The 26,744-nt window shown below is 74.0% G+C and carries 26 protein-coding genes; 13 read left to right on the top strand and 13 right to left on the bottom strand.

What is annotated here, in order from left to right; all coding sequences use genetic code 11:
* Window positions 1–9: 9 nt before the first annotated feature.
* On the bottom strand, window positions 10–2,079 hold the full coding sequence (locus O2W20_RS02715; protein ID WP_269170216.1) for a HelD family protein: 2,070 nt from the start codon (window positions 2,077–2,079) through the stop codon (window positions 10–12).
* Between the two features lie 102 nt (window positions 2,080–2,181).
* Here O2W20_RS02715 and O2W20_RS02710 point away from each other — a divergent pair, with 102 nt between their 5' ends.
* Window positions 2,182–2,952, top strand: coding sequence for a PRC and DUF2382 domain-containing protein (locus O2W20_RS02710; protein WP_269170215.1), 771 nt, complete (start codon window positions 2,182–2,184; stop codon window positions 2,950–2,952).
* A gap of 14 nt (window positions 2,953–2,966) precedes the next feature.
* Here O2W20_RS02710 and O2W20_RS02705 read toward each other — a convergent pair whose 3' ends face one another.
* Entirely contained in the window at window positions 2,967–3,653 is a 687-nt protein-coding gene (locus tag O2W20_RS02705; protein WP_269170214.1) for an alpha/beta hydrolase, read from the bottom strand.
* Between the two features lie 55 nt (window positions 3,654–3,708).
* Between O2W20_RS02705 and O2W20_RS02700 the strand changes: the two genes are divergently transcribed.
* Together O2W20_RS02700 and O2W20_RS02695 are read left to right on the top strand one after the other, a co-directional pair.
* The gene (locus O2W20_RS02700) at window positions 3,709–4,734 is read left to right on the top strand and encodes a zinc-binding dehydrogenase (protein WP_269170213.1); all 1,026 of its coding nucleotides are present in this window, start codon (window positions 3,709–3,711) and stop codon (window positions 4,732–4,734) included.
* Window positions 4,735–4,932: 198 nt separating this feature from the next.
* On the top strand, window positions 4,933–6,762 hold the full coding sequence (locus tag O2W20_RS02695) for an NAD(P)/FAD-dependent oxidoreductase (RefSeq protein ID WP_269170212.1): 1,830 nt from the start codon (window positions 4,933–4,935) through the stop codon (window positions 6,760–6,762).
* Window positions 6,763–6,786: 24 nt separating this feature from the next.
* Here O2W20_RS02695 and O2W20_RS02690 read toward each other — a convergent pair whose 3' ends face one another.
* From O2W20_RS02690 to O2W20_RS02680, 3 genes are all read right to left on the bottom strand, one after another.
* Entirely contained in the window at window positions 6,787–7,455 is a 669-nt protein-coding gene (locus tag O2W20_RS02690) for an acVLRF1 family peptidyl-tRNA hydrolase (protein ID WP_269170211.1), read from the bottom strand.
* 88 nt (window positions 7,456–7,543) lie between these two features.
* Complete coding sequence (locus tag O2W20_RS02685; protein ID WP_269170210.1) at window positions 7,544–8,758, bottom strand: MFS transporter; 1,215 nt, start codon at window positions 8,756–8,758, stop codon at window positions 7,544–7,546.
* 205 nt (window positions 8,759–8,963) lie between these two features.
* On the bottom strand, window positions 8,964–10,778 hold the full coding sequence (locus O2W20_RS02680) for a phosphoenolpyruvate carboxykinase (GTP) (RefSeq protein ID WP_269170209.1): 1,815 nt from the start codon (window positions 10,776–10,778) through the stop codon (window positions 8,964–8,966).
* A 191-nt stretch (window positions 10,779–10,969) separates the two neighbouring features.
* Between O2W20_RS02680 and O2W20_RS02675 the strand changes: the two genes are divergently transcribed.
* The gene (locus O2W20_RS02675; protein WP_269170208.1) at window positions 10,970–12,142 is read left to right on the top strand and encodes an NADH:flavin oxidoreductase/NADH oxidase; all 1,173 of its coding nucleotides are present in this window, start codon (window positions 10,970–10,972) and stop codon (window positions 12,140–12,142) included.
* A 58-nt stretch (window positions 12,143–12,200) separates the two neighbouring features.
* Here the strand turns inward: O2W20_RS02675 and O2W20_RS02670 are convergent, their stop codons facing one another.
* Both O2W20_RS02670 and O2W20_RS02665 read right to left on the bottom strand, forming a co-directional pair.
* The gene (locus O2W20_RS02670) at window positions 12,201–12,704 is read right to left on the bottom strand and encodes an SRPBCC family protein (protein WP_269170207.1); all 504 of its coding nucleotides are present in this window, start codon (window positions 12,702–12,704) and stop codon (window positions 12,201–12,203) included.
* The gene (locus O2W20_RS02665; RefSeq protein WP_269170206.1) at window positions 12,701–13,030 is read right to left on the bottom strand and encodes an ArsR/SmtB family transcription factor; all 330 of its coding nucleotides are present in this window, start codon (window positions 13,028–13,030) and stop codon (window positions 12,701–12,703) included. The genes O2W20_RS02670 and O2W20_RS02665 overlap by 4 nt, the downstream gene beginning before the upstream one ends.
* Before the next feature lie 81 nt (window positions 13,031–13,111).
* Between O2W20_RS02665 and O2W20_RS02660 the strand changes: the two genes are divergently transcribed.
* The 4 genes from O2W20_RS02660 to O2W20_RS02645 all read left to right on the top strand — a co-directional run bounded on the left by O2W20_RS02660 (window position 13,112) and on the right by O2W20_RS02645 (window position 15,327).
* Window positions 13,112–13,348: a hypothetical protein gene (locus O2W20_RS02660; protein ID WP_269170205.1), complete on the top strand. Its 237-nt coding sequence runs from the start codon at window positions 13,112–13,114 to the stop codon at window positions 13,346–13,348.
* A gap of 109 nt (window positions 13,349–13,457) precedes the next feature.
* The gene (locus O2W20_RS02655; RefSeq protein ID WP_269170204.1) at window positions 13,458–13,700 is read left to right on the top strand and encodes an acyl carrier protein; all 243 of its coding nucleotides are present in this window, start codon (window positions 13,458–13,460) and stop codon (window positions 13,698–13,700) included.
* Window positions 13,701–13,822: 122 nt separating this feature from the next.
* Window positions 13,823–14,323, top strand: coding sequence for an FBP domain-containing protein (locus tag O2W20_RS02650; RefSeq protein WP_269170203.1), 501 nt, complete (start codon window positions 13,823–13,825; stop codon window positions 14,321–14,323).
* Window positions 14,324–14,364: 41 nt separating this feature from the next.
* Entirely contained in the window at window positions 14,365–15,327 is a 963-nt protein-coding gene (locus O2W20_RS02645; protein WP_269170202.1) for an NAD(P)H-dependent flavin oxidoreductase, read from the top strand.
* 16 nt (window positions 15,328–15,343) lie between these two features.
* Here O2W20_RS02645 and O2W20_RS02640 read toward each other — a convergent pair whose 3' ends face one another.
* The 3 genes from O2W20_RS02640 to O2W20_RS02630 form a co-directional block, all read right to left on the bottom strand.
* Entirely contained in the window at window positions 15,344–16,036 is a 693-nt protein-coding gene (locus O2W20_RS02640) for a DsbA family oxidoreductase (protein ID WP_269170201.1), read from the bottom strand.
* A 121-nt stretch (window positions 16,037–16,157) separates the two neighbouring features.
* Window positions 16,158–16,451, bottom strand: coding sequence for a DUF1905 domain-containing protein (locus O2W20_RS02635; RefSeq protein WP_269170200.1), 294 nt, complete (start codon window positions 16,449–16,451; stop codon window positions 16,158–16,160).
* Window positions 16,452–16,480: 29 nt separating this feature from the next.
* Window positions 16,481–16,864, bottom strand: coding sequence for a MerR family transcriptional regulator (locus O2W20_RS02630; RefSeq protein WP_269170199.1), 384 nt, complete (start codon window positions 16,862–16,864; stop codon window positions 16,481–16,483).
* 95 nt (window positions 16,865–16,959) lie between these two features.
* Between O2W20_RS02630 and O2W20_RS02625 the strand changes: the two genes are divergently transcribed.
* The gene (locus O2W20_RS02625; protein ID WP_269170198.1) at window positions 16,960–17,664 is read left to right on the top strand and encodes an SDR family oxidoreductase; all 705 of its coding nucleotides are present in this window, start codon (window positions 16,960–16,962) and stop codon (window positions 17,662–17,664) included.
* Between the two features lie 65 nt (window positions 17,665–17,729).
* Here O2W20_RS02625 and O2W20_RS02620 read toward each other — a convergent pair whose 3' ends face one another.
* On the bottom strand, window positions 17,730–18,107 hold the full coding sequence (locus tag O2W20_RS02620; RefSeq protein WP_269157952.1) for an FKBP-type peptidyl-prolyl cis-trans isomerase: 378 nt from the start codon (window positions 18,105–18,107) through the stop codon (window positions 17,730–17,732).
* 162 nt (window positions 18,108–18,269) lie between these two features.
* On the opposite strand from O2W20_RS02620, the gene O2W20_RS02615 reads away from it, so the two are divergent.
* Entirely contained in the window at window positions 18,270–21,014 is a 2,745-nt protein-coding gene (locus O2W20_RS02615; RefSeq protein ID WP_269170197.1) for an ATP-binding protein, read from the top strand.
* Here the strand turns inward: O2W20_RS02615 and O2W20_RS02610 are convergent.
* Together O2W20_RS02610 and O2W20_RS02605 are read right to left on the bottom strand one after the other, a co-directional pair.
* Window positions 20,971–22,248, bottom strand: a complete 1,278-nt coding sequence (locus O2W20_RS02610; RefSeq protein ID WP_269170196.1) for an AI-2E family transporter — start codon at window positions 22,246–22,248, stop codon at window positions 20,971–20,973. The genes O2W20_RS02615 and O2W20_RS02610 overlap by 44 nt on opposite strands.
* A 228-nt stretch (window positions 22,249–22,476) precedes the next feature.
* Entirely contained in the window at window positions 22,477–23,730 is a 1,254-nt protein-coding gene (locus O2W20_RS02605; RefSeq protein WP_269170195.1) for an acyl-CoA dehydrogenase family protein, read from the bottom strand.
* 406 nt (window positions 23,731–24,136) lie between these two features.
* Here O2W20_RS02605 and O2W20_RS02600 point away from each other — a divergent pair, with 406 nt between their 5' ends.
* The 3 genes from O2W20_RS02600 (at window position 24,137) to O2W20_RS02590 (ending at window position 26,744) form a co-directional block, all read left to right on the top strand.
* Entirely contained in the window at window positions 24,137–24,313 is a 177-nt protein-coding gene (locus tag O2W20_RS02600; protein ID WP_269170194.1) for a hypothetical protein, read from the top strand.
* 113 nt (window positions 24,314–24,426) lie between these two features.
* Window positions 24,427–25,680: a formamidase gene (gene fmdA / locus O2W20_RS02595; protein ID WP_269170193.1), complete on the top strand. Its 1,254-nt coding sequence runs from the start codon at window positions 24,427–24,429 to the stop codon at window positions 25,678–25,680.
* A 29-nt stretch (window positions 25,681–25,709) separates the two neighbouring features.
* A complete protein-coding gene (locus tag O2W20_RS02590; RefSeq protein WP_269170192.1) occupies window positions 25,710–26,744 on the top strand; it encodes an alpha/beta fold hydrolase in 1,035 nt (344 codons plus the stop codon).

Genomic DNA, 26,744 nt, shown 5'->3' with positions numbered 1-26,744 from the left:
CACAGCTTCCTACGCCTCGACCAGGAGGTCGGGGAGGTCGGCGTGGTGCAGCACGACCAGGCTGCTCACCGCCCGGGTGAGGACGACGTAGAGCCGGTGCAGCCCGCGCGGCTCCGCGGCTACGATCGCAGCCGGCTCCACCACCACGACGTGGTCGAACTCCAGCCCCTTCACCAACCCGGCCGGGACGACGGACACCCGGGCGGGCGCGGCGCCGTCGTCGGCCAGCGGCGCCACGTCCAGCCCCGCCGCGGCGAGCATCGCGACCACCTCGGCGACCGAGGCGTCGGCGCAGACGACCCCGGTCGAGCCGGCGGTGGCCGCCAGTCCACCGACCACCTCGGCCAGCGGTCCGGCCAGCGTGCCGACCGGCCGCAGCTGCAGCGCACCCGGCTCCCGGCGGGCCGCGGTGGCCGCGGCCAGCCCGGGGGCGATCGCGGGCAGCAGCCGGTTGGCGAAGTCGAGCACCTCCCCCGGCACCCGGTAGCCCCGGGTCAGCGGCCGCACGGTCGTGGCTGGCCGGCCGAGCGCCGCCAGCGTCTGCGACCAGTCCGCCACCGACCAGGGGCTGGTGGCCTGGGCCAGGTCGCCGAGCACGGTCAGCGAGCCTGCGCCCAGCCGGCGGGCGACGGCACGGCACTCCATCGGGGAGAGGTCCTGCGCCTCGTCCACCACCACGTGCCCGTAGCCCGGGGTCCGGTCCAGCATCCCGGCCACCTCGTCGACCAGCACCGCGTCCGCGGGCGTCCACCGCGCGGCGCGCACCGACCGCGGTGCGCGTGGCCAGTGCAGCAGTGCCTGCTCCTCCTCGGTCAGCACGCCCCGGGCCGCCCGGGCCAGCCGCTCGGGGTCGGTGAACAGGTCGTGCACCAGCCCGGCGGCGTCCACTGCCGGCCAGACGGCGTCGCAGAAGGCCCGCACCTCGGCGCTGCGGGCGGTCCGGCGCGTCTCCGCGTCGGACGGGCTCCCACCGCCGGCCTCCTTCAGCCGCCGGGCGTACTCGGCCAGGGACATCGCCAGCCGCTCCCGGCCGGCGGCGTAGTGCACCAGCTGCTGCTCGTCGACGCCGCTGGTGCCGGCCCGGCGCAGGTCGTCCACGAAGCGCTTGAGCCGGTCCTCCCCGATCCGGTACTTCCGGCCGGCCAGCGACACCTGCACCGAGTCCACCGGCTTGCGGATGCCGCCCCACAGCGCCCGGCGCAGCACGTCGGCCATCCGCGGGTCGCCCTTGAGGACGGCGACCGCCGGCTCGTCCTGCGCGCGGACCGTCACCCGGGCGGTGAGGCTCGCGACCGTCGCCTGGTCGACCTCCACCTCGCCGAGCGCCGGCAGCACCTGCTCGATGTACCGCAGGAAGGCCCGGTTCGGCCCGACCACCAGCACGCCCGTGCGCGCCAGCTGGTCGCCGTGTGTGTAGAGCAGGTAGGCCGCCCGGTGCAGCCCGACCGCCGTCTTGCCGGTGCCCGGGGCACCCTGCACGCAGATCGACTCGGCCAGCGGCGCACGCACGATGTCGTCCTGGTCGGGCTGGATCGTGGCCACGATGTCGCGCATCGGGCCGCTGCGCGGGCGCTCGATCTCCTGACGCAGCAGCTGGGAGGCCTGACCGGCGTCCTCGCCGTCGGCGAGCCGCTCGTCCTCGTAGCTGGTCAGCTCCCCGCCGGCGAACCCGAACCGCCGGCGGCGCAGCAGACCCTGCGGATCAGCAGCGCTGGCCTGGTAGAACGGCCGGCTCATCGGCGCACGCCAGTCGATGACCACCGGGTCGCCGGCCGCGTCGCGCACGTGGCGGCGGCCGATGTGGAAGCTCTCCGGGCCGGTGTCGCCGGCGCCGTCGGTCCGGCCGAAGAAGGCCGGGACGCCCGGGTCGGCGGCGAGGGCGAGGAGTCGTTCGGCCCGGGCGGCACCGAGCCGTTCGGAGGCCCAGGCGTCGACGCCGGCGTCGGTGACCGAGACGGCGGCGGCGCGCATGAAGGTCAGGCACTCCGCCGCGCGGAGCAGGTGGTCGCGCTCGGCGGTGAGGACGAGATCGGTCGGGTCGGCGGCGGGGGGATGGGCCGGGGCGGACGGCACGGACACGGTCGGAGGACGCTACGCGCGGTCCGTGCCCGGCTCAACCGACTTCTCGTACGACCCGCCGGGCGATGTGTAGACCAGCGCCTTCCGGATCACCCACCTGGCATGGCCAGTGACCCGACTCCGCCCTCTGTCATCGGGGCGATCGCCCACGACCGCGACGGGAAGCCGCTGGGCACGATCACCGCGGTCTACCTCGACGACGCCACCCAGCAGCCCACGTGGGTGGGCCTCACCCCGGGGACGCACGCGGCGCCGGACACCGACGAGGTGCCGACCATCGCCCCGGTCGCCGGGTCCGAGTTCACCGACGGCCGGCTGCAGCTGGCCGTCGACTCGGCCGCCGTCGACTCCGCTCCCCGGGCCACCCGAGCGGACCACCTGAGCCCGGACGAGGAGTCGGCACTGCTCGAGCACTACCGCGAGCCGACCACGGCCCGGACCCGGGCCACACCCCCCGCCGCGGTGCCGACCCGGACCGGTGACGGCGACGGCGCGATGACCCGCGCCGAGGAGCAGCTGGACGTCACCACCGTGGTCGAGCCCTGGACGCGGGCCGTGCTCCGCATCGAGGAGGTCAGCGAGGAGGTGCTGGTGCCGGTGACGATCACCCGGCAGCGCGCCCGGATCGAGCACCTCCCGCTGGCCCACGACGGTCGCGAGGCAGGCCAGGACCCCTCTTCGGGAGAGCGCCAGCCCTCCCGGAGCACCGGGTGGGTCACCCTCTACGCCGAGGAGCCCCGGGTCTCCCTGGAGCGGGTGCCGGCCGAGCGGGTGCGGCTGACCACCTCGTGGGAGACCGAGCAGTCGACGGTCACCGAGCAGCTGCGGCACGAAGAGGTCGAGCTCACCACCGACGACACGCCGCGCAGCTGAGCCGGCCGCCCCGGTCAGCCGGCCGGGGCGCCGAGCCACCAGTCCAGCCCCGCGGTGACCAGCTCCGGGGTGATCACGTGGCCACCGGCGAACTCCTCGTAGGTCACGTCGTAGCCGTCGGCGAGCAGTTCGGCGGAGACCCGCCGCCCACACCGGTCCACCGGCAGGACCGGGTCCGCGCTGCCGTGGCTGAGCCAGAACCGGGGCCGGCCGTACCGGCCGGGCGAGGAGACGAAGCCCGGGGAGAAGGCCAGCACGGCCTCGGCCAGGTCGCCGTTGGCCACGCCCAGCGACAGCGCGTACGAGCCGCCGTCGGAGAACCCGGCCACGGCCACCCGGCTCACCGGGCAGGTGGCGAAGACGTGGCCGAGCGCCGCGTCCAGGACGGCGACGTCCCGGCCCAGCCCGCCGGCGATCAGGTCCCAGGTGGTGGCCGCCGACGTCGGGGCGAGCACGAGCACCCCCCGGTCGGTGGCCGCCGCGCCGACCGCGGCCAGCGACTGCTCCGCCGTCCCGCCGGCACCGTGGAAGAACACCAGCAGGGGGCGCGGCTGCGGGTCACCGGCCGGGACGGCGAGCAACGCCTCCGCTCCCGGCCCCAGGTCGAGCCGGGAGACCCCCGGAACGGGGGCAGGGCCGGTCGGCTGCTGGTCGGGGCGGCTGTCCAGGCGGCCGTCCGCCGCTCGTGAGGAAGGAGACACCGCGCTCCCCTACCCCCGGACGGCGGGCCTGCACGGCCGGGGGCAGGGTGGGGTGATGGCCGAGACGATCCCTGACTCCATGCTCGCCGGGCGGCTGAACGTCCGGACCCGCGACTTCGCCGTCACCGAGGTGCCCGTGCCGACCCCGGGCCCCGGCGAGGTGCTCGTCCGGGTGCGCGCCGCCGGCGTCTGCCTGTCCGACGTCCACCTCATCGAGGGCGAGCTGACCCCGCTGTTCCTGCCCGGGGACACGGTGACCCTGGGCCACGAGGTGGCCGGCACCGTGGCGGCGCTGGGCGACGGCGTGACCGGTTGGGCCGCCGACCAGCGGGTGCTGCTGCAGGCGGGGGAGGAGCGGCACGGCGTCGTGCACACCCGCGGTGTCGACTACGACGGCGGGTGGGCCCAGTACGCGGTGGCGCGGGCGGACACGCTGGTCGCCGTCCCCGACGACCTGCCGCTGGAGCAGGCCTGCATCGTGCCCGACGCGGTCTCCACCCCGTGGGGGGCGATCACCGCCACCGCCGGGGTCCGGCCGGCCCAGTCGGTGGGCGTCTGGGGCATCGGCGGGCTGGGCGCGCACGGCGTGCAGCTGCTCCGGCTGGCCGGGGCGGCGCCGATCATCGCCGTCGACCCGGTGCCGGCCGCCCGGGAACGGGCGCTGCAGTTCGGCGCGGACGTGGCCCTGGACCCCGCCGCCGACGACCTGGTCGACCAGGTGCGAGCCGCGACCGGTGGGGCCGGTCTGGCGTTCGCCTTCGACTTCGCCGGGGTCGCCGCGGTGCGCGAGCAGGCGGTGCGCGCGCTCGGCGTCGGTGGCGCGCTGGTGCTGGTCGGCCTGACCAGGCAGCCGCTGACGATCGAGGACGGGACGGCGTTCAGCTACTTCGGCCAGAAGGTGCTGGGCCACTACGGGTCGATGCCCGAGCACGTGCTGGAACTGGTGCAGCTGGTGCGCCACCACCGGATCGACTTCGCCCGCTCGGTCAGCGACACCCTGCCGCTCAGCGAGGCGGCGACGGCGGTCGACCGGCTGTCCCGCAAGGAGGGCGACCCGATCCGACTGGTCCTCCAGCCCTGACCCCATGAGGGGCCAAGATCGCGACTTTGGCCCCTCTCGGCGTCACTGAGTGTGTCTCGGATCACACAGACGGTGGCGGCGCTCGACGGGGACGGGGCGACTCCTCCGGAGCTCTCTCACCGGGTGGCGGCAGGGTGGTCAGCTGCTCACGGACGCCGGTCGCGGCGGCCACTCCTCCGAGGACGCAGGAGCCGCACGGTGACCCAGACCCTGGACCCGACCGACACCCCGACCACCGGAGCGGACGACCCGGGCAGCCGGGTGGCCGCCTGGCTGGAAGCCTTCCAGTCCGCGCTGACCGCCCGGGACGTCGACCGGGTGGTCGAGCTGTTCGCGCCGACCTGCTTCTGGCGCGACCTGGTCTCGTTCAGCTGGAACATCACCACGGTGGAGGGGCACGACGGCGTCCGTGACCTGCTGGAGGCCACGCTCGACCACACCGACCCGCAGGGCTTCACGGCCGCCGAGCCGCCCACCGGCGCCGACGGCGTCGACGAGGCGTGGATCACCTTCCAGACCGCCGTCGGCCGTGGGCGGGGGCACCTGCGCCTGCAGGACGGGCGGGCCTGGACCCTGCTGACCACGCTGTACGAGCTGACCGGGCACGAGGAGCCGGTGCGCGACCGGCGGCCGATGGGCGCCGAGCACGGCATCCACCGCGACCGGGAGACCTGGCTGGACCGGCGCGAGCGGGAGGCCCGGGAGCTGGGCTACCAGACCCAGCCGTACGTGCTCGTGGTCGGTGGCGGGCAGGGCGGGATCGCCCTCGGGGCCCGACTGCGGCAGCTCGACGTCCCCGCCATCGTGATCGACAAGCACCCCCGGCCCGGCGACCAGTGGCGCAGCCGCTACAAGTCGCTGTGCCTGCACGACCCCGTCTGGTACGACCACCTGCCTTACATCAAGTTCCCCGACAACTGGCCGGTGTTCGCCCCCAAGGACAAGATCGCCGACTGGCTGGAGTCCTACACCCGGGTGATGGAGCTCAACTACTGGTCGAACACCCGGGCGATCAGCGCCGCCTACGACGAGGCGACCCAGGAGTGGCGGGTCACCGTCGAGCGGGACGGCGTGCCGGTGGAGCTGCGCCCGACGCAGCTGGTGCTGGCGACCGGGATGTCGGGCAAGCCGAACGTCCCGGTGCTGCCCGGCCAGGACGTCTTCCGCGGCGACCAGCACCACTCCTCGGCCCACCCGGGCCCGGACGCCTACCGCGGCAAGAGGTGCGTGGTCATCGGCTCCAACAACTCCGCCTTCGACATCTGCGGAGCGCTGTGGGAGAACGGCGCCGACGTCACGATGGTCCAGCGCTCCTCGACCCACATCGTCCGGTCGGAGTCGCTGATGGAGATCGGGCTGGGTGCGCTGTACTCCGAGGAGGCCGTCGCCGGCGGCATGACGACGGAGAAGGCCGACCTCACCTTCGCCTCGCTGCCCTACCGGATCATGCACGAGTTCCAGATCCCGCTGTACGACCAGATGCGGGAGCGGGACGCCGACTTCTACCAGCGGCTCGAGGCCGCCGGGTTCGACCACGACTGGGGCGAGGACGGGTCGGGCCTGTTCATGAAGTACCTGCGCCGCGGCTCGGGCTACTACATCGACGTGGGCGCGGCCGACCTCGTCGCGAACGGCGACGTCCGGCTGGTCAAGGGGCAGGTCGACCACCTGACCGAGGACTCGGTCGTGCTGGCCGACGGCACGCAGCTGCCGGCCGACCTGGTCGTCTACGCGACCGGGTACGGCTCGATGAACGGCTGGGCCGCCGACCTGATCAGCCAGGAGGTCGCCGACCGGGTGGGCAAGGTCTGGGGGCTGGGCTCGGACACCACCAAGGACCCGGGCCCGTGGGAGGGCGAACAGCGCAACATGTGGAAGCCCACCCAGCAGGAGGCGCTGTGGTTCCACGGCGGCAACCTGCACCAGTCCCGGCACTACTCGCTCTACCTGGCGCTGCAGCTCAAGGCCCGGCAGGTGGGCATCCCGACCCGGGTGCACCGGCTCCAGGAGGTGCACCACACCTGCTGAGGGGGCAGGTGTCCACAGGGCCGCTCAGCTGCGGTCGGTGGGCTCCACGATGTGCACCCGCACGGCCCGGAACTGAGCCGGGGTCGCCAGCAGCACCACCTTCGTCGGCTCGCCGACGTCCAGCGCGGGCAGGCGCGGGAGGTCGGCCAGCGGGCGCAGCCGCGGGTCGGTGAGGACCTCCGCGGCCAGGCCCTTGTCCCCGCCCGGCGCCAGCGCGTCCAGCGTGCCGGCGTGCGGCAGCAGCACCCGGGCGGCGGTGTCCGCGGCGTGGCTGACGACGGCGTCGGTCTGGTGCCCGCGCCGGCGGGCGAAGCGCTGCTGCGACCAGCCGCCGGCGGCCGTGCGGCCCTGCACCTGGCGGGTGTCGACCTTGGAGACGACGAGGTCCGCGCCGTCGAACACCCCGACCGCCCAGCGGCCGCGCCGGACCAGCAGGACGGCGGTGCGCCGCGGCACCTTGGCCGCGGCGGTGAAGGCGGTCAGCGGCGCCGGTCCCGGCGTCCAGCCGTAGGGGGCGGTCAGCCGCACCGTGGTGGTGTCCTGACAGGTCACGGTGACCACGCCCGCGTCGTCGACCTGCACGTCGGTGAACGCGCCGTGCCGCTGCGCGACGCCGTCCAGCCAGCGGTCCAGCCGCTCCGGGGCGACCCCGAGCAGGCGGCCGCCGCCGGCGGCGGGGCGGGGGGAGGTCATCCGCGGAGCATCGCAGCAGCAGGCCCGCCCGGCCTCCTCCCGGGTCCCACCGCGAGCGTGCGAGGGGTGGGGAGGACGGCGTCCTCCTTCAGTGGGCCAACGCCGGGGAGGCGGCGTGCTCGGCCGGCACGTGCAGCGTCCGCTGCCCCAGGCCGACCACCACCGCCGCCAGGCCCGCCGCCACGGTGGCGACCAGGAAGCTGGCGTTCGCCCCCACGGTGTCCACGATCTTCCCGGCGACCGACGCCCCGATCGCCACCCCCAGGGCCAGCGCGGTGCCGATCCAGGTGAACGCCTCGGTGACCGCAGATCGGGGCACCAGCACCTCGGCCAGGGTGAAGGCGCTGATCAACGAGGGCGAGACGGCGATGCCGGCGACCACGACCAGCGGCAGCATCAGCCAGTAGCTGGTGACCAGCACCAGCGGCACGGTGAGCACGGTCAGGACGACGAGGGCAGCGACGAGCCGGTGCCGCAACCGCACCTTCCAGTGCACGACGCCCCAGCCGATGCCGGCGAACATCGAGCCGGCGGCCAGCCCGGCGATGAGCAGCCCGGACAGCGACCGCTGCCCCACCTCGTCGGCGAAGGCGACCAGACCGATCTCCAGCGCGCCGAGGATGGCGCCGACCGCGGCTCCCACCACGAACAGCACCCGTAGCCCGCGGACCCGGATCGCCGAGGCCCCGCGCCGGTGCCCGTGCGCGGCCGGCGGCGGCTCGGTGTGGCCCTGTGCGGCGAAGAGCAGGCTGCCCACGGCGGCCAGCGTGAACGCGGTGACGACGCCGGAGGTGGTGTGCCCGGTGGTGGACAGGAAGGTGACCAGCACCGGCCCGACGATGAAGACGAACTCGTCGACCACCGACTCCATGGCCAGCGCGGTGGGCAGCCGGGGGGTGCCGCGGAGCAGGTGGGTCCAGCGCACCCGGATCATCGAGGAGACCGGCGGGATGCTCGCCCCGGCCGCGGCGGCGGTGAGGAACACCGTCCACAGCGGCCAGCCGCCGCGGACCGACCAGAGGAAGCCCACCCCCGAGACGACGAAGACCGCCAGCACGGCCAGCAGCACCCGGCGCTGGGCGTGGGTGTCGGCCAGCCGGCCGATCACCGGCCCGGCGATCGCGGTGGCGACCGCACCGACGGCGGCAACCGCACCACCCAGTCCGTAGGAACCCGTCTCGGACTGGACGAGCAGCACGCTGCCCAGGCCGATCATCGACAGCGGCAGCCGGCCGATGAACGCGGCCAGCACCATCGGCAGAGCATGCGGGGTCCGCAGCACGTGCAGGTACGGGTTGGGCACGAGCGGACTGGCCTCCGTCACAAGGGGTGGGCGCGCCCTCGCCACGCTAACCCGGCGGCGCCGTCACCCGCGGCACGGGAGCGGAGCGTCGCCGGATGCGACGAGGTCCCGCCCCCCGACGACGCTGTCGGTGAGCGGGACCTCGTCCCGAGGGTCGGCATCCGCGGCGGCCGACCCGGTCCATGGCGCCCGGAGGGGCGGCCTGCTAGGCGAGCCGGCTCTTGAGGATCTCCAGCTCGTCCCACATGGTGCTGGGGAGCTTCTCGCCGAACTTCTCGAACCACTCGGTGATCTGCGGGACCTCGGCCTGCCACTCGTCCCGGTCCACGCGCAGGGCCTGCTCGACCTGGTCGCGGGTCATGCCCAGCCCGGAGACGTCGAGCGAGTCCGGCGTCGGCACGTGCCCGACCGGGGTCTCCTCGGCGGCCGCAGTGCCCTCGAGGCGCTCCACGACCCACTTGAGCACGCGGCTGTTCTCCCCGAAGCCCGGCCACAGGAAGCCGCCCTCGTCGTCCCGGCGGAACCAGTTCACGTAGAAGATCCGCGGCAGCTTGCTGGCGTCGTGCTGCTTGCCGGTGTCGACCCAGTGCTGGAAGTAGTCACCGGCGTTGTAGCCGATGAACGGCAGCATGGCGAAGGGGTCGCGGCGGACGACGCCGACGGCGCCGGTGGCCGCGGCCGTCGTCTCCGAGGAGAGCGTGGCGCCCATGAACACGCCGTGGTTCCAGTCCCGGGCCTCGCTGACCAGCGGGATCGTGGTCTTGCGGCGTCCGCCGAAGAGGATCGCCGAGATCGGCACGCCCTTCGGGTCGGTGTACTCCGGCGCGAGGATCGGGCACTGGGTGATCGGCGTGCAGAAGCGGCTGTTCGGGTGGCTGGAGGGCTCGTCGCTCTCCGGCGTCCAGTCCCGGCCCTTCCAGTCGGTCAGGTGGGCGGGGGCGTCGTCGGTCATGCCCTCCCACCAGACGTCGCCGTCGTCGGTCAGCGCGACGTTGGTGAACACGGAGTTGCCGTTGTCGATCGTGCGCATGGCGTTGGGGTTGGTGTCCCAGCCGGTGCCCGGGGCGACCCCGAACAGCCCGAACTCGGGGTTGACGGCGTAGAGCCGGCCGTCCTCGCCGAAGCGCATCCAGGCGATGTCATCGCCGACCGTCTCGACCTTCCAGCCCGGGATGGTCGGCTCGAGCATCGCCAGGTTCGTCTTGCCGCAGGCCGACGGGAAGGCACCGGCGACGTAGTAGACCTTCTGCTGCGGGCTGGTGAGCTTGAGGATCAGCATGTGCTCGGCGAGCCAGCCCTCGTCCCGGGCCATCACCGAGGCGATGCGCAGGGAGTAGCACTTCTTGCCCAGCAGGGCGTTGCCGCCGTAGCCGGAGCCGTAGGACCAGATGGCCCGCTCCTCCGGGAAGTGCACGATGTACTTGGTGTCGCTGCACGGCCACGGGACGTCGGCCTGACCGGACTCCAGCGGGGCGCCGAGGGAGTGCATCGCCGGCACGAACGGGCGGTCCTCGCCCATGGCCTCCAGCACCCGGCTGCCGATCCGCGCCATGACCCGCATGGAGACGACGACGTACTCGGAGTCGGTGAGCTCGACGCCGAACATCGGGTTCTCGGCCTCGACCGGCCCCATGCAGAACGGGATGACGTACATCGTCCGGCCGCGCATGCACCCCCGGTACAGCTCGGTCATGACGGCCTTCATCTCGGCCGGTTCCATCCAGTTGTTGGTCGGACCGGCGTCGGCCTCGTCGACCGAGCAGATGAAGGTGCGGTCCTCGACCCGGGCGACGTCACTGGGGTCGGAGGCGCACCAGAAGGAGTTCGGCTTCGCGTCCAGCCGGCGGAAGGTCCCGGCCTCGACGAGGCTGCCGGTCAGCCGCTCCCACTCCTCGTCGGAACCGTCGACCCAGACCACCCGGTCCGGCGTGGTCAGCTCGGCCATCTCCTGCACCCAGGCGAGGAGTCGGGCATGCGTGGTGGGGGCGTTCTCGAGACCTGGGGTGGCCACGGCAGTCACGGCGTCTCCTCCTTCGGGTGCCGCCGGCGTGGGTGTCGCACCGGCGTTGTGTCGACCCCCGACCGCAACGCTGGGGCCGGGGGGATCGGGCCAGGCTACCGGTCGAAAGGCGTACGTCTAGAACGTCTACCAAGAGTGTGACGTACCTCCCTGCGGAATGCCTCCCGGCCACCGCGCGGTTGACGGCGGTCGTGAGCACACCTCAGCTCCTGCAGCCCCTGACCCTGCGCGGGGTCACCCTCCCCAACCGCCTGGCGGTCGCGCCGATGTGCCAGTACTGCGTCTCCGACGGGGTGGTCGGCGACTACCACCTGGCCCACCTGGGCCGGTTCGCCCTCGGCGGCTTCGGCCTGGTGCTGGTCGAGGCCACCGGCGTGACCGCCGAGGGCCGGATCAGCCCCGGCGACGTCGGCCTGTGGAACGACGAGCAGGTGCCCGGCCTGGCCCGCGTCGCCGCCTTCCTGCGCGAGCACGGCAGCGTGGCGGCGATCCAGCTGGCGCACGCCGGCGGCAAGGGCAGCACGCTCCGCCCCTGGGACGGCGACGGCCCGGTCACCGCGGAGAACGCCCGGCCCGGCGACGTCCCGTGGACGCCGGTCTCCCCCAGCGGCGTGCCGATGGGCGAGGGCTGGCCGGCCCCCCGCGCGCTGGCGCTGGAGGAGCTCCCCGCGGTGCGCGACGCGTTCGTCGCCGCCGCGCGCCGGGCGCTGACCGCCGGGTTCCAGGTCGCCGAGGTGCACACCGCGCACGGCTACCTGCTCAACGAGTTCCTCTCCCCGCTGACCAACACCCGCACCGACGCCTACGGCGGGTCGCTGGAGAACCGGATGCGGTTCCCGCTCGAGGTGGTCGAGGCCGTGCGCGCCGTCTGGCCGGCCGACCTGCCGCTGATGGTGCGGGTCTCCGCCGTCGACGCGACCCGCGACGGGACGACGCTGGCCGACACGATCGCCTTCTGTCGCGAGCTGAAGGCCCTCGGGGTGGACGCGATCGACGTCTCCGGCGGGGGCATCGGCAGCGGCTGGGAGCACCCGATCGGCTACGGGTACCAGGTGCCCTTCGCCGCCGCGATCAAGGAGCAGGTCGGCATCCCGACCATGGCCGTGGGCCTGCTCGTCGACCCGCAGCAGGCAGACGCCGTCGTCGCCACCGGGCAGGCCGACCTGGTCGCCGTCGCCCGGGAGGCCCAGGACGACCCGAACTTCGCCCTGCACGCCGCCCGTGCCCTGACCAGCTCCTACGACGCGTACCCGGTCCAGGCCGGCCCGCGGCTGGCCTCCCGCGACCGGCTGCTGCACCGGCTGGGCCCGTGGACCGGACCGGACCCGGTCCACGTCCAGCCCGCCCGGGCCGCCCAGGCCTGAGCCACCCACCCGACCGTGGAGCCGCGACGCGACCCGGCTCCACGGTCGGCCAACCGGCTCAGCCCTGCGGGGCGCGCCCGTAGGCCGGGCCGGTGGCGGCGAGGAAACCGTCCCAGTCGCCGGGCGCCGGGCGGTCGCCCACCTCGGCGTCGAACTTGTCCAGGTACCAGTGCCAGCCCAGCACGTAGTCGGTGACCTGGGTGCCCGGCGGGAAGAGCTGGGTGAAGAGCAGGACCGTCTCGCCGTCCTGGGCGGTCAGGTCCAGTTCGACCCGCCAGCCCTCCTCGGTGTCCCAGTCGACCACCAGCCGGCGCGGCGCCTCGCACTCCACGATCCGCATCGGCTCACCGATCGGCGTCTCCTCGTGCGTCATGGTGAACCTGCCCGCCCCGCCGGCCCGCCGCTCCCCCTCGTAGGTGCCGATCCAGCGGACCATCCGGTCGGGCTCGGTGAGCGCCGCCCAGACGTCGTCGATCGGGTCCGGCCAGCTGCGACGGAACTGCAGCCGCACCCCCTCCGGCAGTTCGGTGACCTGCCCCAGCCGCTCGTCCGGTGTCGTCATCGACCGTCCTCCTGCGTTCGGGCCCGCCGTCCGCGGGCGATCTCGGTGTCCAGCGCGTCCAGCCGCTGCGCCCACAGCCGCCGGTAGGGGGCCAGCCAGGCGTCCAGCTCCGACAGCGGTGCCGGGTCCAGCGCGTAGACCCGGCGCTGCCCCTCCACCCGGACCTGCACCAGCCCGGCCTCGCGGAGCACCCGCAGGTGCCGGCTGATCGCCGGACGGCTGACCGGGAACTGCCCGGCCAGCTCGCCGGCACCCCGCTCACCGGCGGCGAGCAGGGAGACGATCTGCCGCCGGGTCGGGTCGGCCAGCGCCGCGAGAGCCTCCATGCCGCGATGTGTAACAGGTTCCTTAATTAACTGTCCAGTTACGTACGTTCGGACGGCGCACCACCGGGGCACGGTCCAGGCATGACCGTCACCGATCCCGACGTCCCCGACCCGCTCAACGACCCACGCACCCTGCAGGCCGACCCCGGCGCCCTCGGCGAGGGCGAGGACCTCGCCTCCACCGAGGACGACGAGGTCACGAGCGGCGAGGACGAGCTCGCCACCTCCCGCACCGAGACCGACGAGGCCGGCGGCGGCGACGTCACCGGCGGGTTCGCCGGCGCGGTGGGCGAGGCCCCGACCAACGACCAGACCTGAGACGGACCGGTCCGACCCGGCGTGTGTCACCCGCCGGAGGCCCGGGTAGCGCGAGAGCGTCCGACCCAGAGGCCCAGCAACGGCCCCGGCGCACTCCAGAGGAGGACCCATGGCCACCGGTGAGACCGGCTTCGCCGACGTCACGTTCGACCTGATCTCCGTCCAGTACCACTCCCTCAAGGCCGGGCACGACTACGGCCAGTACGTCCGGGACGCCGAGAACGCCGGCCTGGACGACATCGCCGCGTTCTTCCGCGAGGTGATGGAGCAGGACTCGAAGCGCGCCGAGCGCGCCCACGAGCTGCTGCGCAACCTCTCCGGCACCGAGCACGGCGGCCCAGCCACCAGCTGACCCCGGTCCCACCAAGATGGCCATCTTGGTGGGACGGGGGGGTTGGGAAATCCGGGTGCGTCGGGACGGGCGCGGTACGTAACCTCTGCGGCCGTCCCGTCCCGACGTCGCTGGAGGTCCCCGTGCACGCCCTGACCGAGGCGGCGATCCGCCGCTCGATGGTCAACTGCTCCCGCAGCGAGGCCGCGTCCCTCACGCCGCCGCGCGACCTGGACGAGCTGGACTGGGCGTCGCTCGACGTGCTCGGCTGGCGGGACGCCAAGGCCGAGCTGCGCGGGTACCTGGTGCACGAACAGGACGGCGACCCGATCGGCATCGCGCTGCGGGCCGCCGACACGAAGATGTCCAGCCGCCGGTCGGCGATGTGCCTGCTGTGCCACTCGGTGCAGTCGGCCGCCGAAGTCTCGCTGTTCACCGCTCGGCGGGTCGGCGAGGCGGGGCGCAACGGCAACACCGTGGGCACCTACATCTGCGCCGACCTGGACTGCGCGAGCCGGGTGACCGCCGTCCCGCCGTCGGCGCAGCACCTCGACGAGGAGCTGCAGGCCCTCGCGATCGAGGAGCAGGCCATCGGCCTGCGCAAGCGGCTCCAGGCCTTCACCGCCGACGTCACCCGCCGCTGACCGCCGCTGCGCCCCGCGGGGCGAGGGACGACGATGGTCGGGTGATCAAGACCCCGCTGACCCGCTGGTTCGACCTCGACGTGCCGGTCTTCGGTGCCCCGATGGCCGGGGTGGCCGGCGGGGAGCTGGCCCGCGCCGTCTCCCTCGGCGGCGGGCTGGGCATGATCGGCGTCGGGTCCGACACCCCGGTGGAGTGGCTGGCCGAACAGGCGCGGCTGCCCACGGAGGCGGACGTCTCCTTCGGGGTCGGCCTGATGGTCTGGGCCCTGGAGCAGCGCCCGGAGCTGCTGGCCGCGGCGATCGCCACCGAGCCGGCCCTGGTCTCGGTCTCCTTCGGCGACCCGGAGCCGTTCGTGGGGCCGCTGCACGACGCCGGCATCGCGGTGGCCACCGCGGTGAACTCGCTGGCCGACCTGGACCGTGCCGTGGCGGCCGGGGCCGACGTCATCGTGGCCCAGGGCACCGAGGCCGGCGGGCACACCGGGCAGCGGGCCACCCTGCCGCTGCTGCAGGAGGTGCTGGCCGCGACCGACCGGCCGGTGCTCGCCGCGGGCGGGGTGGCCACCGGTGCGGGGCTGGCCGCCGTCCTGGTTGCCGGCGCCGCAGGGGCCTGGATCGGCACCCCGTTCCTGTCCTGCACCGAGGCGGCCAACTCCCCGGCCGCCCGGGAGCGGATCCGGGCCGCGGGCGGCGACGACACCGTCCTGACCAGCGCGTTCGACATCGCCCAGGGGCTGCCCTGGCCGGCGCGCTGGCCCGGGCGGGCGCTGGTGAACGAGTTCACCCAGCTCTGGCACGGCCGGGAGACCGAGCTGCGCGGCGACACCGCCGCGGCCGACCTCGTCCGCCGCGCCCGGGCGGAGGGCGACCTCGACCACGCGCCGGTCTACGCCGGGGAGTCGGTCGGGCTGGTCACCGCCGAGGAGTCGGCGAGCGACGTCGTCCGCCGGCTGGCCGCCGACGCCCGCAAGGCCCTGGAGCGCGCCCCCCGCCTGCTCGGCTAGCAGAGGGGCGTGCCGATCAGGTCCGGCAGCTCCCGTCCTCGCAGCCCTCGGCGGCGGGGACGGTGGTGAGCGGGTGGGTGTCGGCCCAGGCGCGCTCGAGCAGCTGCAGCAGCTGCTCGGCCGGCTGTGCCCCGGCGGCCCCGTAGGTGCGGTCGACGACGAAGAACGGGACGCCGGTCGCGCCGAGCGCCCGCGCGGTCTCGATGTCGGAGTGGACGGCGGGCAGGTACCGACGGTCGGCCAGCGCGGCCCGGACCTCGTCCTCGGCCAGGCCGACCTCCACGGCGAGCGGCACGAGCCCCTCGACGTCGAACACCGAACGGTGCTCGGTGAAGTGCGCGTGCAGCAGGCGCTCCTTCATCGCATCGCCCAGGCCCCGCTCGGCAGCGAGGTGGAGGAGCTGGTGGGCGAGCAGGGTGTTGCCGCTGACGCCCTGGACGAGGTCGTACTGCAGCCCCTCGGCGGCGGCGACCTCCTCGACCCGGCGCATCTGACCGGCCATCTCCTCGACGCTGCGCCCGTACTTGGCGGCCAGCGCCGGCAGGGTGGGCTCGGTGTGGCCCTCGGGGACGCTCGGGTCGAGCTGGAACGACCGCCAGACCACCTCGACCTGATCGGCGTGCGGGAAGCGGGAGAGCGCCGTCTCCAGCTTGCGCTTGCCGATGTAGCACCACGGGCACACGACGTCGGACCACACCTCGACCTGCATGCCCCGCCCAACCCGCTGGTCGTGCCGGGCATTCCGGTGGTCACCCGGCCGGAGAGGATGCCCGGCTCGCTGATCGACGAGCACCCGCACCGGGTGTCCGGGGGCGACAGCGGCCCGCCGGTCAGCTGAGGCGCTCCTCCAGGTGGACCAGCACCGGGGCCCCGGCCTCGCTCTTGCCGATCCCCGCGCACAGCGCCTTCCGCAGCGGGAGCCAGTGCGGCCCCTGCCCCGAGGGCATGAGCGTGGCGGCGAAGGGGTGCCCGTCCAGGGTGCCGGCGACCTTCACCGCCCGCCGGGTGCCGAGCACCTCGGCCGAGCCCGGCAGCTCCAGGTAGGTGGGGAAGGCGCCGTCCTTCTCGATGACGCAGCGGAAGACGGCGTCGAGCGGCTGGGCGGGGTGCGCTGCGGTGGTCATGCCGGGAAGACCCCCGGGACGGCCGGAACTCATCGCCGAGGAGACCGGGTCGCCGCCCGGGCCCCCGGCACGTGCTCCGCGCCTATCCGGATGATCTCGTCCAGCCGCTCGCGGGCCTGGGTCAGCTCGGCGATCTGCCGGTCGATGCCGTCCCGCTGCTCGACCAGCCGGTCCAGCATCTCCGGCGTCGCGACGCCGGTGTGCACGCACGGCAGCACCTCCAGGACGTCCGCGCTGCCCAGCCCCGCGGCGTACATCTGCTGGATGAACCGGACCCGACCCACGGCGCTCTCCGGGTACCGGCGCTGCCCGCTCGGGGTGCGCTCGGCCTCCAACAGACCCTGCTCCTCGTAGTAGCGCAGCGCCCGCACGCTCACGCCGGCGCGGGCGGCGACCTCTCCGATGCGCAGCACCGGACCCCCTCAGTGATCGACCTCACCATTGACTCTGACGTCAACGTCAGGTCTTAGCGTCCTCGGCAGCCCACCCGAACGCAAGGAGAACCACCATGGACATCACCGGATCCGTCGCCCTGGTCACCGGCGCGAACCGCGGCCTGGGCCGCCACTTCGCCCAGCAGCTGCTCGAGCGCGGCGCAGCCAAGGTCTACGCCACCTCCCGCCGCCCCGAGCTCGTCGACGTCCCGGGCGTGGAGGTGCTGCGGCTGGACGTCACCGACCCGGGGTCGATCGCCGCCGCAGCCGCGGCCGCCGGCGACGTCACGCTGCTGGTCAACAACGCCGGCCTCACGACCCGGGCCGACCTGGTCACCGGCGACCTGGCCGACGTCCGGCTGGAGATGGAGACGCACTTCTTCGGCACGCTGGGCGTCATCCGGGCGTTCGCGCCGGTGCTCGCCCGCAACGGCGGGGGCGCGATCGCCAACGTGCTCTCGGCGCTCTCCTGGTTCTCCACCGCCGGCGCCAACGCCTACAGCGCCGCCAAGGCCGCGGAGTGGAGCCTGACCAACGGCGTCCGGATCGAGCTCACCGAGCAGGGCACGGCGGTCACCGGGGTCGTGCTGGGAGCCGCCGACACCGACATGATGGCCGGCTACACCGGCCCGATGAGCGACCCGGCCGACGTCGTCCGGGCCGCCCTCGACGGCGTCCAGGCCGGCGAGTGGGAGGTGCTGGTCGACGACTGGAGCCGAGGCGTCAAGGCCGCCCTGTCCGCCGACCCCCGCGAGTTCTACGGCCAGCTCGCGATCTGACGGTGTGCGCTGAGTGCCAGGTCCGGCGCGCGGACCTGGCACTCAGCGCACTGGGTCGGTTCCCGTCAGCGGACGCCGACGAGGTCCACCACGAAGACCAGGGTGGCGCCGGGCTTGATGACGCCGCCGGCCCCGCGCTCGCCGTAGGCCTTGTGCGGCGGGATGGTCAGCCGGCGGCGGCCGCCGACCTTCATGCCGACGATGCCCTCGTCCCAGCCCTGGATGACCATGCCGACGCCGATCCGGAACTCCAGCGGGTCGCCACGGTCCCAGGAGGCGTCGAACTGCTCGCCGCCGTCGTGGGTGACGCCCACGTAGTGCGCGCTCACCAGGCTGCCGGCGGTGGCCTCGGCGCCCTCACCGACCACCAGGTCCTCGATCACCAGGTCGGACGGGGCAGGCCCGGTGGGGGGCTCGACGTCGGGACGGGTCAGCTCTGCCACGGGGGTCTCCTCGGGGTCGGCGCCAGGGCTCTCCCGGCGGTTCTGCCCCATCCAACCCGCCCGGCCGTCCGGGGGCACAGCTGGCCTCAGGGCAGGCGCCGCCTGCCGGAGGTAGGTTGCACGCTGCGGGTGGGTCGCTGGCGACCGCCTCCGGGTACAGCGATGCCCGGGCTCGCAGGCGTGCTGGTGTCCCGGCTGGAGGTGTGCGTGGCCCCCGATCCGACCTCTGCCGCGCCGGGGTCACCCTCCGCCGCCGACCTCTTCGCCGGTGGCGGCGAGACCGGCCGGCTGCTGGCCGGGCTCGACTGGTCCGCGACGCCGGTGGGCCCGGTCGAGGGGTGGCCGGCGAGCCTCCGGTACGCCGTCCGCACCATCCTGGCCTCGCGCTTCCCCATGATCCTCACCTGGGGCCCCGAGTACACCCAGCTGTACAACGACGGCTACGCCACCCTGATCGGCGCCAAGCACCCCGGGGCCCTCGGGCGCGACCTGCGGGTCACCCAGGCCGAGGGGTGGGGCGTGCTCCAGGGGCCGGTCGAGCACGCGATCACCACCCGCGAGGCGTCCTGGCTGCCCCGGCTGCCCCTGCTGCTGGAGCGCGCCGGCTACCGCGAGGAGACCTACTTCACCGTCTCCCACGCGCCGGCCTTCGGCGACGACGGGCTCGTCGCCGGGATGCACGCCGTCTGCACCGAGGTGACCAACGAGGTGCTCGGCGAACGGCGCCAGAGACTCCTGCACGAGCTGTCCTGCACCGAGGCGGAGCGCGGGGACGAGGAGGCCGTGCTCGCCGGGCTGTGCCGCACCCTGGGCAGCGACCCGCTCGACGTGCCGTTCGCCGCCGTCTACCTCGACGAGGGCGACGGCCTCCGGCGGGCCGGCACGGTCGGCTGCCCGGCCGACCTGCTGCCCGCGTCCGTCCCCGACGCCGCCGCGCTGCCCGGACCGGTCGGCGGGCTGGGGCTGGTCGGCGGGTTCTGGCAGGACCCGGTGCGCGATGCCGCCGTGCTGCCGCTGGGCGGCGCCGCGGGTGAGGAGCGGATCGGCGTCCTGGTCGCCGGGATCAGCCCGAACCGCGCACTGGACCCCGAGTACCGCACCTTCCTGGACCTGGTCGCCGGGCAGTTCACCAGCGCCCTGGGCAACGCCCGGGCGTTCGAGTCCGAACGGCAGCGGGCCGAGTCGCTGGCCGAGCTCGACCGGGCGAAGACGGCGTTCTTCTCCGACGTGAGCCACGAGCTGCGCACCCCGCTCACCCTGCTGCTCGGGCCGATCAGCGACGTCCTGGCCGACACCTCCGACCAACTGCCCCGCGGAGCCCGCGACCAGCTGGAGCTGGCGTTGCGGAACGGGCAGCGCCTGCAGCGCCTGGTCAACGACCTGATGGACGTCGCCAGCATCGAGGCCGGCCGGGCCGAGGCCGTCCGGGTGGAGACCGACGTCGCCGCCTTCACCGCCGAGCTGGCCGGGGTGTTGCGGGCCGCCGCCGAGCGGGCCGGCCTGCAGCTGTCGGTCGACTGCCCCCCGCTGGACCGGCCGGTGCACGTCGACCCGCGGATGTGGGAGAAGGTGGTCCTCAACCTGCTCACCAACGCGGTGAAGTACACCTTCGTCGGCCGCATCGAGCTGACCCTGCGCGGTGAGGCCGACCAGGTGGTCCTCACCGTCGCCGACACCGGGATCGGCATCCCGGCCGCCGAGCTGCCGCTGGTGTTCGACCGCTTCCACCGGGTGCGGGGCTCCTCGGCACGCACCCGGGAGGGCACCGGGATCGGGCTGGCCCTGGTCCGCGAGCTGGTCGGCCTGCACGGCGGCACCGTGACGGTGGAGAGCGAACCGGGCGCCGGGAGCACCTTCACCGTCGCCGTCCCCTACGGCAGCCCCGACACGTCCGCCGACGCGGTCGCGTCGGCCACCCCCTCGGTGACCGCGCACGGCACCGCCGCCTCCTGGGTCGCCGACGTGACCCCCGACGAGCTGCCGGACGCGCCCTCCGACGCGACGGCCACGATCCTGGTCGTCGACGACAACGCCGACATGCGCAGCTACCTGACGAGGCTGCTGGCGCCGATCTGGCGGGTGCGGACCTGCACCAACGGTGAGGAGGCACTGGCGGCCGCGGCCGAGCACCGGCCCGACGTCGTCCTCACCGACGTGATGATGCCGCGCGTGGACGGCTTCGAACTGCTGCGCCGGCTGCGCGCCGACCCCGCCACCCGCACCATCCCGGTGATCATGCTGACCGCCCGGGCCGGTCAGGAGGCCGCGGTCGAGGGGTTCGCCGCCGGGGTCGACGACCACCTCGCCAAGCCGTTCCAGGCCGCCGAGCTGATCGCCCGGGTGCGCGTCGCGGTCGAGCGGGGCTCGGGTGCCCGCGACGCAGCCGCCGCCGGACCGGTCCCCGTTCCGCCGGTGCCGACGCCGCCCGTCCCGGCCGGACCGGCCGAGGTCCGTGCGCTGGTGCCGGTCTGCCGGCCGCCGGCCACGCCCCGGCACCCGACGACCGCACCGGTGCTCCAGGAGCACTGGCGTTTCCCCGCCGTACCCCGGGCCATCCCCGGGCTGCGCCGGGCCCTGCGCCGGGTCCTGACCGCCGCCGGGCTGGACGAGGACCAGGTCTACGACCTGCTGCTGGCCGCCTGCGAGGCCGCCACCAACGCGGTGGAGCACGCCCAGCACCCGACCCAGCCGGTCATCGAGGTGACCATCGAGGCCTCCGTCGACGGCGTGGAGATCACCGTGCGGGACCACGGGCAGTGGCGGGAACGGGTGCCGAGCATGGACCGCGGGCGGGGGGCGACGTTGATGACCGCGTTCGCCGACGTCACCGTCGTCCCCGGCCCGGAGGGCACCACCGTGACGATCAGGAGCCCTCGGACGCCTCCGCTGCCTGGTCCCGGCGGCTAGGTCCCCCGTTGCCGACGGCCGGCCGGCCGTCGGCGGACGGCGCGTCGGCCCGGGAGGCACCGCCGGTCCGGAGACGGAGGCCCCGCGGACGCGGTTCTGGCTCCTCGCCGCCCTTGCGGTCGGCCAGGGCGACGGCGATCGCGTACACCACGGCGGCCAGCGGCACGGCGATCACCGCCCCACCGATCCCCCACAGCAGGCCGCCGACGGTGAGGGCGTAGACGATCCCCAGGGGGTGCAGGAAGACGGTCCGCCGCATGATCAGCGGCTGCAGGAGGTTGCCCTCGATCTGCTGGACCACGACCACTGCACCCAGCACGAGCAGGGCGTCGGTCAGCCCGCCCGCGGCAAAGGCGACCACCACCGCGGCCAGCCCCGCCACGAATGCACCGACGACCGGGATGTAGGCGCCGAGGAAGGTCAGCACGGCCAGGGCGAAGGCGAGCGGCACGCCGATGAGCAGCAGCGCCAGGCCGATGCCGACGGCGTCGATGAGCGCGACGGCCGTGGTGCCCCGCAGGTATCCACCCAGGGTGTGCCAGGCGCCGTTCCCCGCGTCGTCGGCGGCCGCCCGGCGGTCGGCCGGCACGATCCGGAGGCACAGCCGCCAGATCCGGGCCCCGTCGTAGATCAGCCAGAACGCGGTGAACAGGGCGAGGACCAGCCCTGCCGCCACGGTGACCGCGGTCGTGGCACCGGTCACCACCATCCCCGGCCCGCCGGCGCCACCCCCGAACCCGCCGGTCAGCTGGGCGATCAGCCCGTCGATGATCGAGTTGACCCGTTCCCGGGGCAGGCCGAGCGTCTCGACCAGGCTGGTGCGCACCCGGTCCAGCCCGCTGACCAGGGTGGGGCGCAGGCTGGCCCACTCCCGGGCGACCCGTTGCTGCAGGAAGTAGCCGACCCCGCCCAGCAGGACGAGGAAGAGCACCATCACCAGCCAGGTCGCCGCCAGGCGGGGCAGCCCGGTCCGGTCCAGCCAGGAGGCGACCGGCCGCAGGAGCGCGGTCAGCAGCAGACCGCCCAGGAAGGTGAGCACCACGGTGCCCAGGACGACGGCCAGCTGCACCGCGAAGTAGACGACGGCGCCGATCGCCAGCGTCCAGAGGCACCACATCCCGGCGGTCCGGACCCCAGCGGGCACACCGGCGTCGGTCGCCGTCCCCGCCTGTCCGCTGGCGGAGGCGTCGGTCGGCGGGCCCGCCGACGGTGGCTGGTCGTGCTGCGATGACACGTGCGTCTCCTTCCCCGGGACGAGCGGGGACCGGCGCTGGATCCCCCGGTGCTGAGGAGATGGGCGTGCCCGGCGAGTCCGCGTGGCACGCCGGTGGCGCGGCCCTCTCCTGCCCAGTCGATCCCCGGCCGACACCGAACCCGGCCGGACTCACAGGCAGCCCAGCGGGCTGCTCTCCCGTCAGCCCAGCGGGCTGCTCTCCCGTCAGCCCAGCGGGCTGCTCTCCCGTCAGCCCAGCGGGCTGCGCGGGAGCATCGTGTTGCTGATGATCCGCTTCTGGATCTCGCTGGTGCCCTCGAAGATCGTGGTGAGCCGGGCGTCCCGCCAGTGCCGCTCCACCTGCCGTTCGGTGGTGTAGCCGTTGCCACCGTGCAGCTGCATGGCCTGGTTGGTGACCCGCACCGCCATCTCGGTGGCCTGCAGCTTCACCATCGCCGCCTCCCGCTCGCACGGCACGCCCTCGTCGAGCAGGTGGGCCACCTGGCGGTAGAACGCCCGCGCCTGCTCCACGTCCGCGGCCATCTCGGCCAGCGCGAACCGCAGCGCCTGGAAGTCACCGATCGGGTGGCCGAACTGCGCGCGCTCCTGCAGGTAGAGCACGCAGTCCTCGACCGCGGCCCGGGCCAGGCCGACGGCGCGGGCGGCGGTGTGCACCCGGGCGGTGTTCAGGAAGGCCTGCGCCTCGCGGAACCCGGCGCCGGAGTCCGAGCCGCCCTCGCCGGGGGCGACGATCAGGTCCGCGGCCGGGATGCGGACCCCGTCGAAGGTGAGGTCCCAGGTCAGGAAGCCGTGGTAGCCGACCTTGTCGATGGCGTGGCCGGACAGCCCGGGCGGGAACGCGCCGCGCTCCTTGACCAGCAGCAGGTTCCGCAGCCCCCGGGAACGGGACTCCCCCGGCTGCGGATCGGCCACCCGGACCAGCACCTGGATGAAGTCGGCGGCCTTGGCGTTGCCGCACCAGCGCTTGCGCCCGGTGACCACCCAGTCGTCGCCGTCGCGCACCGCGCGGGTCTGCACGTTCGCCAGGTCAGAGCCGGCCTCGGGCTCCGACAGCGCCACCGCGCCGATCCAGGAGCCACCGGCGCTGCGCCGCAGCAGCTCTCGGCGGCGGTCGGGGTCGGCGACCGCCGTCCCCATGCCCTGCGACCGGGCCAGGATGCTGGCCACGCTCATCCACGCCCGGGCCAGCTCCTCGCTGACCATGCAGTACTCGAAGACGCCGAGCCCCAGCCCACCGTCGGCCGCGGCAACGGTGATGCCGAACCACCCGAGCTCGCCGAGCCGTTCGAGGAGGTGCTGCGGGATCTCGCCCTTCTGCGGGTCGAGCTCGTTCGCGACCGGCAGCACCTCGTCCATGGCGAACCGGCGCGCCTGCTCCATCAGCGCGGCCCGCTCGGGCGTGTGCCACGGGGAGTGCAGGACGGGTGGCTGGGGCGGCCAGGTGTCGTCGATCTCGGCGGGGCGGCTGGCGGTCGACGTCATCGTCGGTGCCTCCTGGTTCGGGGGAGTCCGGATCGACCTACTGTCGGGTAACCAGCGCCCCGATGCACGCCTACGTGACCGAGGCAACAGCTCCACCCAGCGTGACGGACCGGTCCGCGCCGACCGCGACATGCCGGACGACGCCACCCGGTCGGTGACGACGCGCCGCGAGGCGACGTGCACAGCGCCGATCCAGGCTCTGTCGCGCCTTGACCACCTCCTCGCGGCGGGACGAGCGTGCGCCTGGTCCGGAGGGCCGAGTGACCCTCCGCCGGTCACCCGGAGGTCCGACATCGCCGTCTACCTGTACCGCTGCACCCACCACGGCACGACCGAGGCCCGCTGCGCCATGGGCGCCGCTCCACCCACGGTCCCGTGCCCCACCTGCGGCTCGACCGCCGCCCGGGTGTTCACCGCACCCCGCCTCTCGTTCGGCTCCCCGGTGCGTCGTGGGCTGCTCGAGCGCACGGAGCGCACCAGCGACCAGCCCGACGTCGTCTCCGCCCCGCCCCCCGGTCCGCGCGCCGGCCGCCGGGCCGACGTGCTGCGCAACCCGGCCCTGAGTCGGCTGCCGCGGCCCTGAGGTCGCTCTCCTGCCGATCCGACGGCGAACCCGACCCACCCCCGGCGGCGTGCGGCCCCGCACCGGACCGCCGGCCAGACGCCCGCAGCCCGACCCGAGCCCAGGAGCCAGCCATGCCCGAGCGCCTGTTCCCCCTCGACTCCAGCAAGCCGTTCACCGAGCAGCAGCACATCGGCCACAACCGCTGGCACCCCGACATCCCGGCCCAGGTGACCGTCCGGCCCGGGGACACCTTCCGGGTCGACTGCCGCGAGTGGTTCGACGGGGCGATCCACAACGACGACTCCGCCGACGACATCCGGGACGCGCCGCTGTCCACGGTGCACGTGCTCAGCGGCCCCTTCGCCGTGGAGGGTGCCGAGCCCGGTGACCTGCTGATCGTCGACATCCTCGACGTCGGGCCGATCCCGCAGGAGGACTCCGGCCCGCTCGCCGGGCAGGGCTGGGGGTACACGGGCATCTTCGCCAAGCAGAACGGCGGCGGCTTCCTGACCGACCAGTTCCCCGACGCCTACAAGGTGATCTGGGACTTCGCCGGGCAGACCGCGACCTCCCGGCACGTCCCGCACGTGTCGTTCACCGGCATCGTGCACCCCGGCCTGATGGGCACCGCGCCGTCGGCGGAGCTGCTGGCCCGCTGGAACCGGCGCGAGGGTGCGTTGATCGCCACCGATCCCGACCGGGTCCCGCCGCTGGCGCTGCCCCCGCTGCCGCAGGACGCCATCCTGTCCGGCCTGACCGGGGCCGAGTTCGACCGCGTCGCCGGCGAGGCCGCCCGCACCGCTCCGCCGCGGGAGAACGGCGGCAACCAGGACATCAAGAACCTGACCAAGGGCAGCCGGGTCTTCTACCCCGTCTACGTCCCCGGGGCGAAGCTGTCGCTGGGCGATCTGCACTTCTCCCAGGGCGACGGCGAGATCACCTTCTGCGGGGCGATCGAGATGGGCGGCTTCATCGACCTGCACGTCGACCTGATCAAGGGCGGCATGGAGACCTACGGGGTCGGCGAGAACGCCATCTTCATGCCCGGCAACGTCGACCCCCGGTACGAGAAGTGGCTGGCCTTCTCCGGGACGTCGGTGACGCTGGACGACGAGCAGCGCTACCTGGACTCGCACCTGGCCTACCAGCGGGCCTGCCTGCACGCGATCGACTACCTGACGAAGTTCGGCTGGTCGCCCGAGCAGGCGTACATGATCCTCGGCGCCGCGCCGATCGAGGGCCGGCTGTCCGGGGTCGTCGACATCCCCAACTCCTGCGCCACCGTCTACCTCCCCACCGGGATCTTCGACGTCGACGTCACCCCCTCGGCGTCCGGACCGACGCGGATCGACCCGGGCATGGGCGTCCCCCGATCGAGCTTCTGACCGCCCGCCCCGAGTCCTGAGGAGCAGCGATGCCGCGGCCCACCGACCACGAGCTCTTCGACCTGGGGGACGTCGTCCTGCAGGGCGGCGCGACCCTGCGCGGAGCCCAGCTCGCCTACAAGACGTACGGCACGCTGAACGCCGAGAAGTCCAACGTGATAGTGCACCCCACCTGGTACAGCGCCTGGCACGACGCCAACGAGTGGTCGGTCGGACCGGGCCTGGCCTGCGACCCCGACGAGTACTTCATCGTGATGCCCAACCAGCTGAACAACGGCCTGTCGACGTCGCCGAGCAACACCCCGCCGCCCTACGACGGGCCTGCCTTCCCGCCGGTCACCTTCTACGACCAGGTCGACGTGCAGCACCGGCTGCTCACGCAGAAGTGGGGGATCGAGACCGTCGAGCTGGTCCTCGGCTCCTCCATGGGCGCCGGCCAGACCTACCAGTGGGCGGTCAGCCACCCCGAGATGGTGAAGCGGGCGGCGCCGATCGTCGGGTCGGCGGTCACCAGCGAGCACAACCAGGTCTTCCTGAAGAGCCTGCGCGCCGCCCTCACCCTCGACCCGGCGTTCGCGGGCGGCCGCTACCGGCCCGACGCGCTCCCCACCGCCGGCTTGCGGGCCTTCGCCCGGATCTACGCCGGCTGGGGCCTGTCGCAGGCCTTCTACTGGCAGCGCGAGTATCGCAACCTGGGCTTCTCCTCCCTCGAGGACTTCCTCGTCGGGTTCTGGGAGGGCTTCTGGCTCGACGACCGGGACCCCAACGACCTGCTGGGGATGCTGTGGACCTGGGAGCACGGCGACGTCGGGAAGACCCCGGGCTTCGACGGCGACACCGAGGCGGCGCTGCGCTCGATCCGCTGCCCACTGCTGGCCATGCCGGCCAGGACCGACCTGTACTTCCCGCCCGAGGACGAGGAGTGGGCGTCGCAGTTCATCCCGAACGGTGAGGTCCGGGTGATCCCGACGATCTACGGGCACTTCGCGGGCCTGGGTCAGCATCCGGCCGACAACGAGTTCATCGACCGGGCCCTGAAGGAACTGCTGGCCCGCGCGGCCTGA

This window comes from Modestobacter sp. VKM Ac-2982 (assembly GCF_026967935.1).
Lineage (GTDB): Bacteria > Actinomycetota > Actinomycetes > Mycobacteriales > Geodermatophilaceae > Modestobacter.
The sequence above is the reverse complement of the archived record's forward strand: the minus strand, read 5'-3'. Positions and strand labels throughout refer to the sequence as shown.

Bases quoted from the DNA above. Each gene is read 5' to 3' on its own strand.
- O2W20_RS02700 (WP_269170213.1), top strand. From the start codon at position 3,709: ATGGCCGAGACGATCCCTGACTCCATGCTCGCCGGGCGGCTGAACGTC.
- O2W20_RS02635 (WP_269170200.1), bottom strand. From the start codon at position 16,451: ATGACCACCGCAGCGCACCCCGCCCAGCCGCTCGACGCCGTCTTCCGC.
- O2W20_RS02690 (WP_269170211.1), bottom strand. From the start codon at position 7,455: ATGACCTCCCCCCGCCCCGCCGCCGGCGGCGGCCGCCTGCTCGGGGTC.
- O2W20_RS02625 (WP_269170198.1), top strand. From the start codon at position 16,960: ATGGACATCACCGGATCCGTCGCCCTGGTCACCGGCGCGAACCGCGGC.
- O2W20_RS02665 (WP_269170206.1), bottom strand. From the start codon at position 13,030: ATGGAGGCTCTCGCGGCGCTGGCCGACCCGACCCGGCGGCAGATCGTC.
- O2W20_RS02590 (WP_269170192.1), top strand. From the start codon at position 25,710: ATGCCGCGGCCCACCGACCACGAGCTCTTCGACCTGGGGGACGTCGTC.
- O2W20_RS02605 (WP_269170195.1), bottom strand. From the start codon at position 23,730: ATGACGTCGACCGCCAGCCGCCCCGCCGAGATCGACGACACCTGGCCG.
- O2W20_RS02660 (WP_269170205.1), top strand. From the start codon at position 13,112: ATGACCGTCACCGATCCCGACGTCCCCGACCCGCTCAACGACCCACGC.
- O2W20_RS02655 (WP_269170204.1), top strand. From the start codon at position 13,458: ATGGCCACCGGTGAGACCGGCTTCGCCGACGTCACGTTCGACCTGATC.
- O2W20_RS02710 (WP_269170215.1), top strand. From the start codon at position 2,182: ATGGCCAGTGACCCGACTCCGCCCTCTGTCATCGGGGCGATCGCCCAC.
- O2W20_RS02640 (WP_269170201.1), bottom strand. From the start codon at position 16,036: ATGCAGGTCGAGGTGTGGTCCGACGTCGTGTGCCCGTGGTGCTACATC.
- O2W20_RS02615 (WP_269170197.1), top strand. From the start codon at position 18,270: ATGCCCGGGCTCGCAGGCGTGCTGGTGTCCCGGCTGGAGGTGTGCGTG.
- O2W20_RS02670 (WP_269170207.1), bottom strand. From the start codon at position 12,704: ATGACGACACCGGACGAGCGGCTGGGGCAGGTCACCGAACTGCCGGAG.
- fmdA (WP_269170193.1), top strand. From the start codon at position 24,427: ATGCCCGAGCGCCTGTTCCCCCTCGACTCCAGCAAGCCGTTCACCGAG.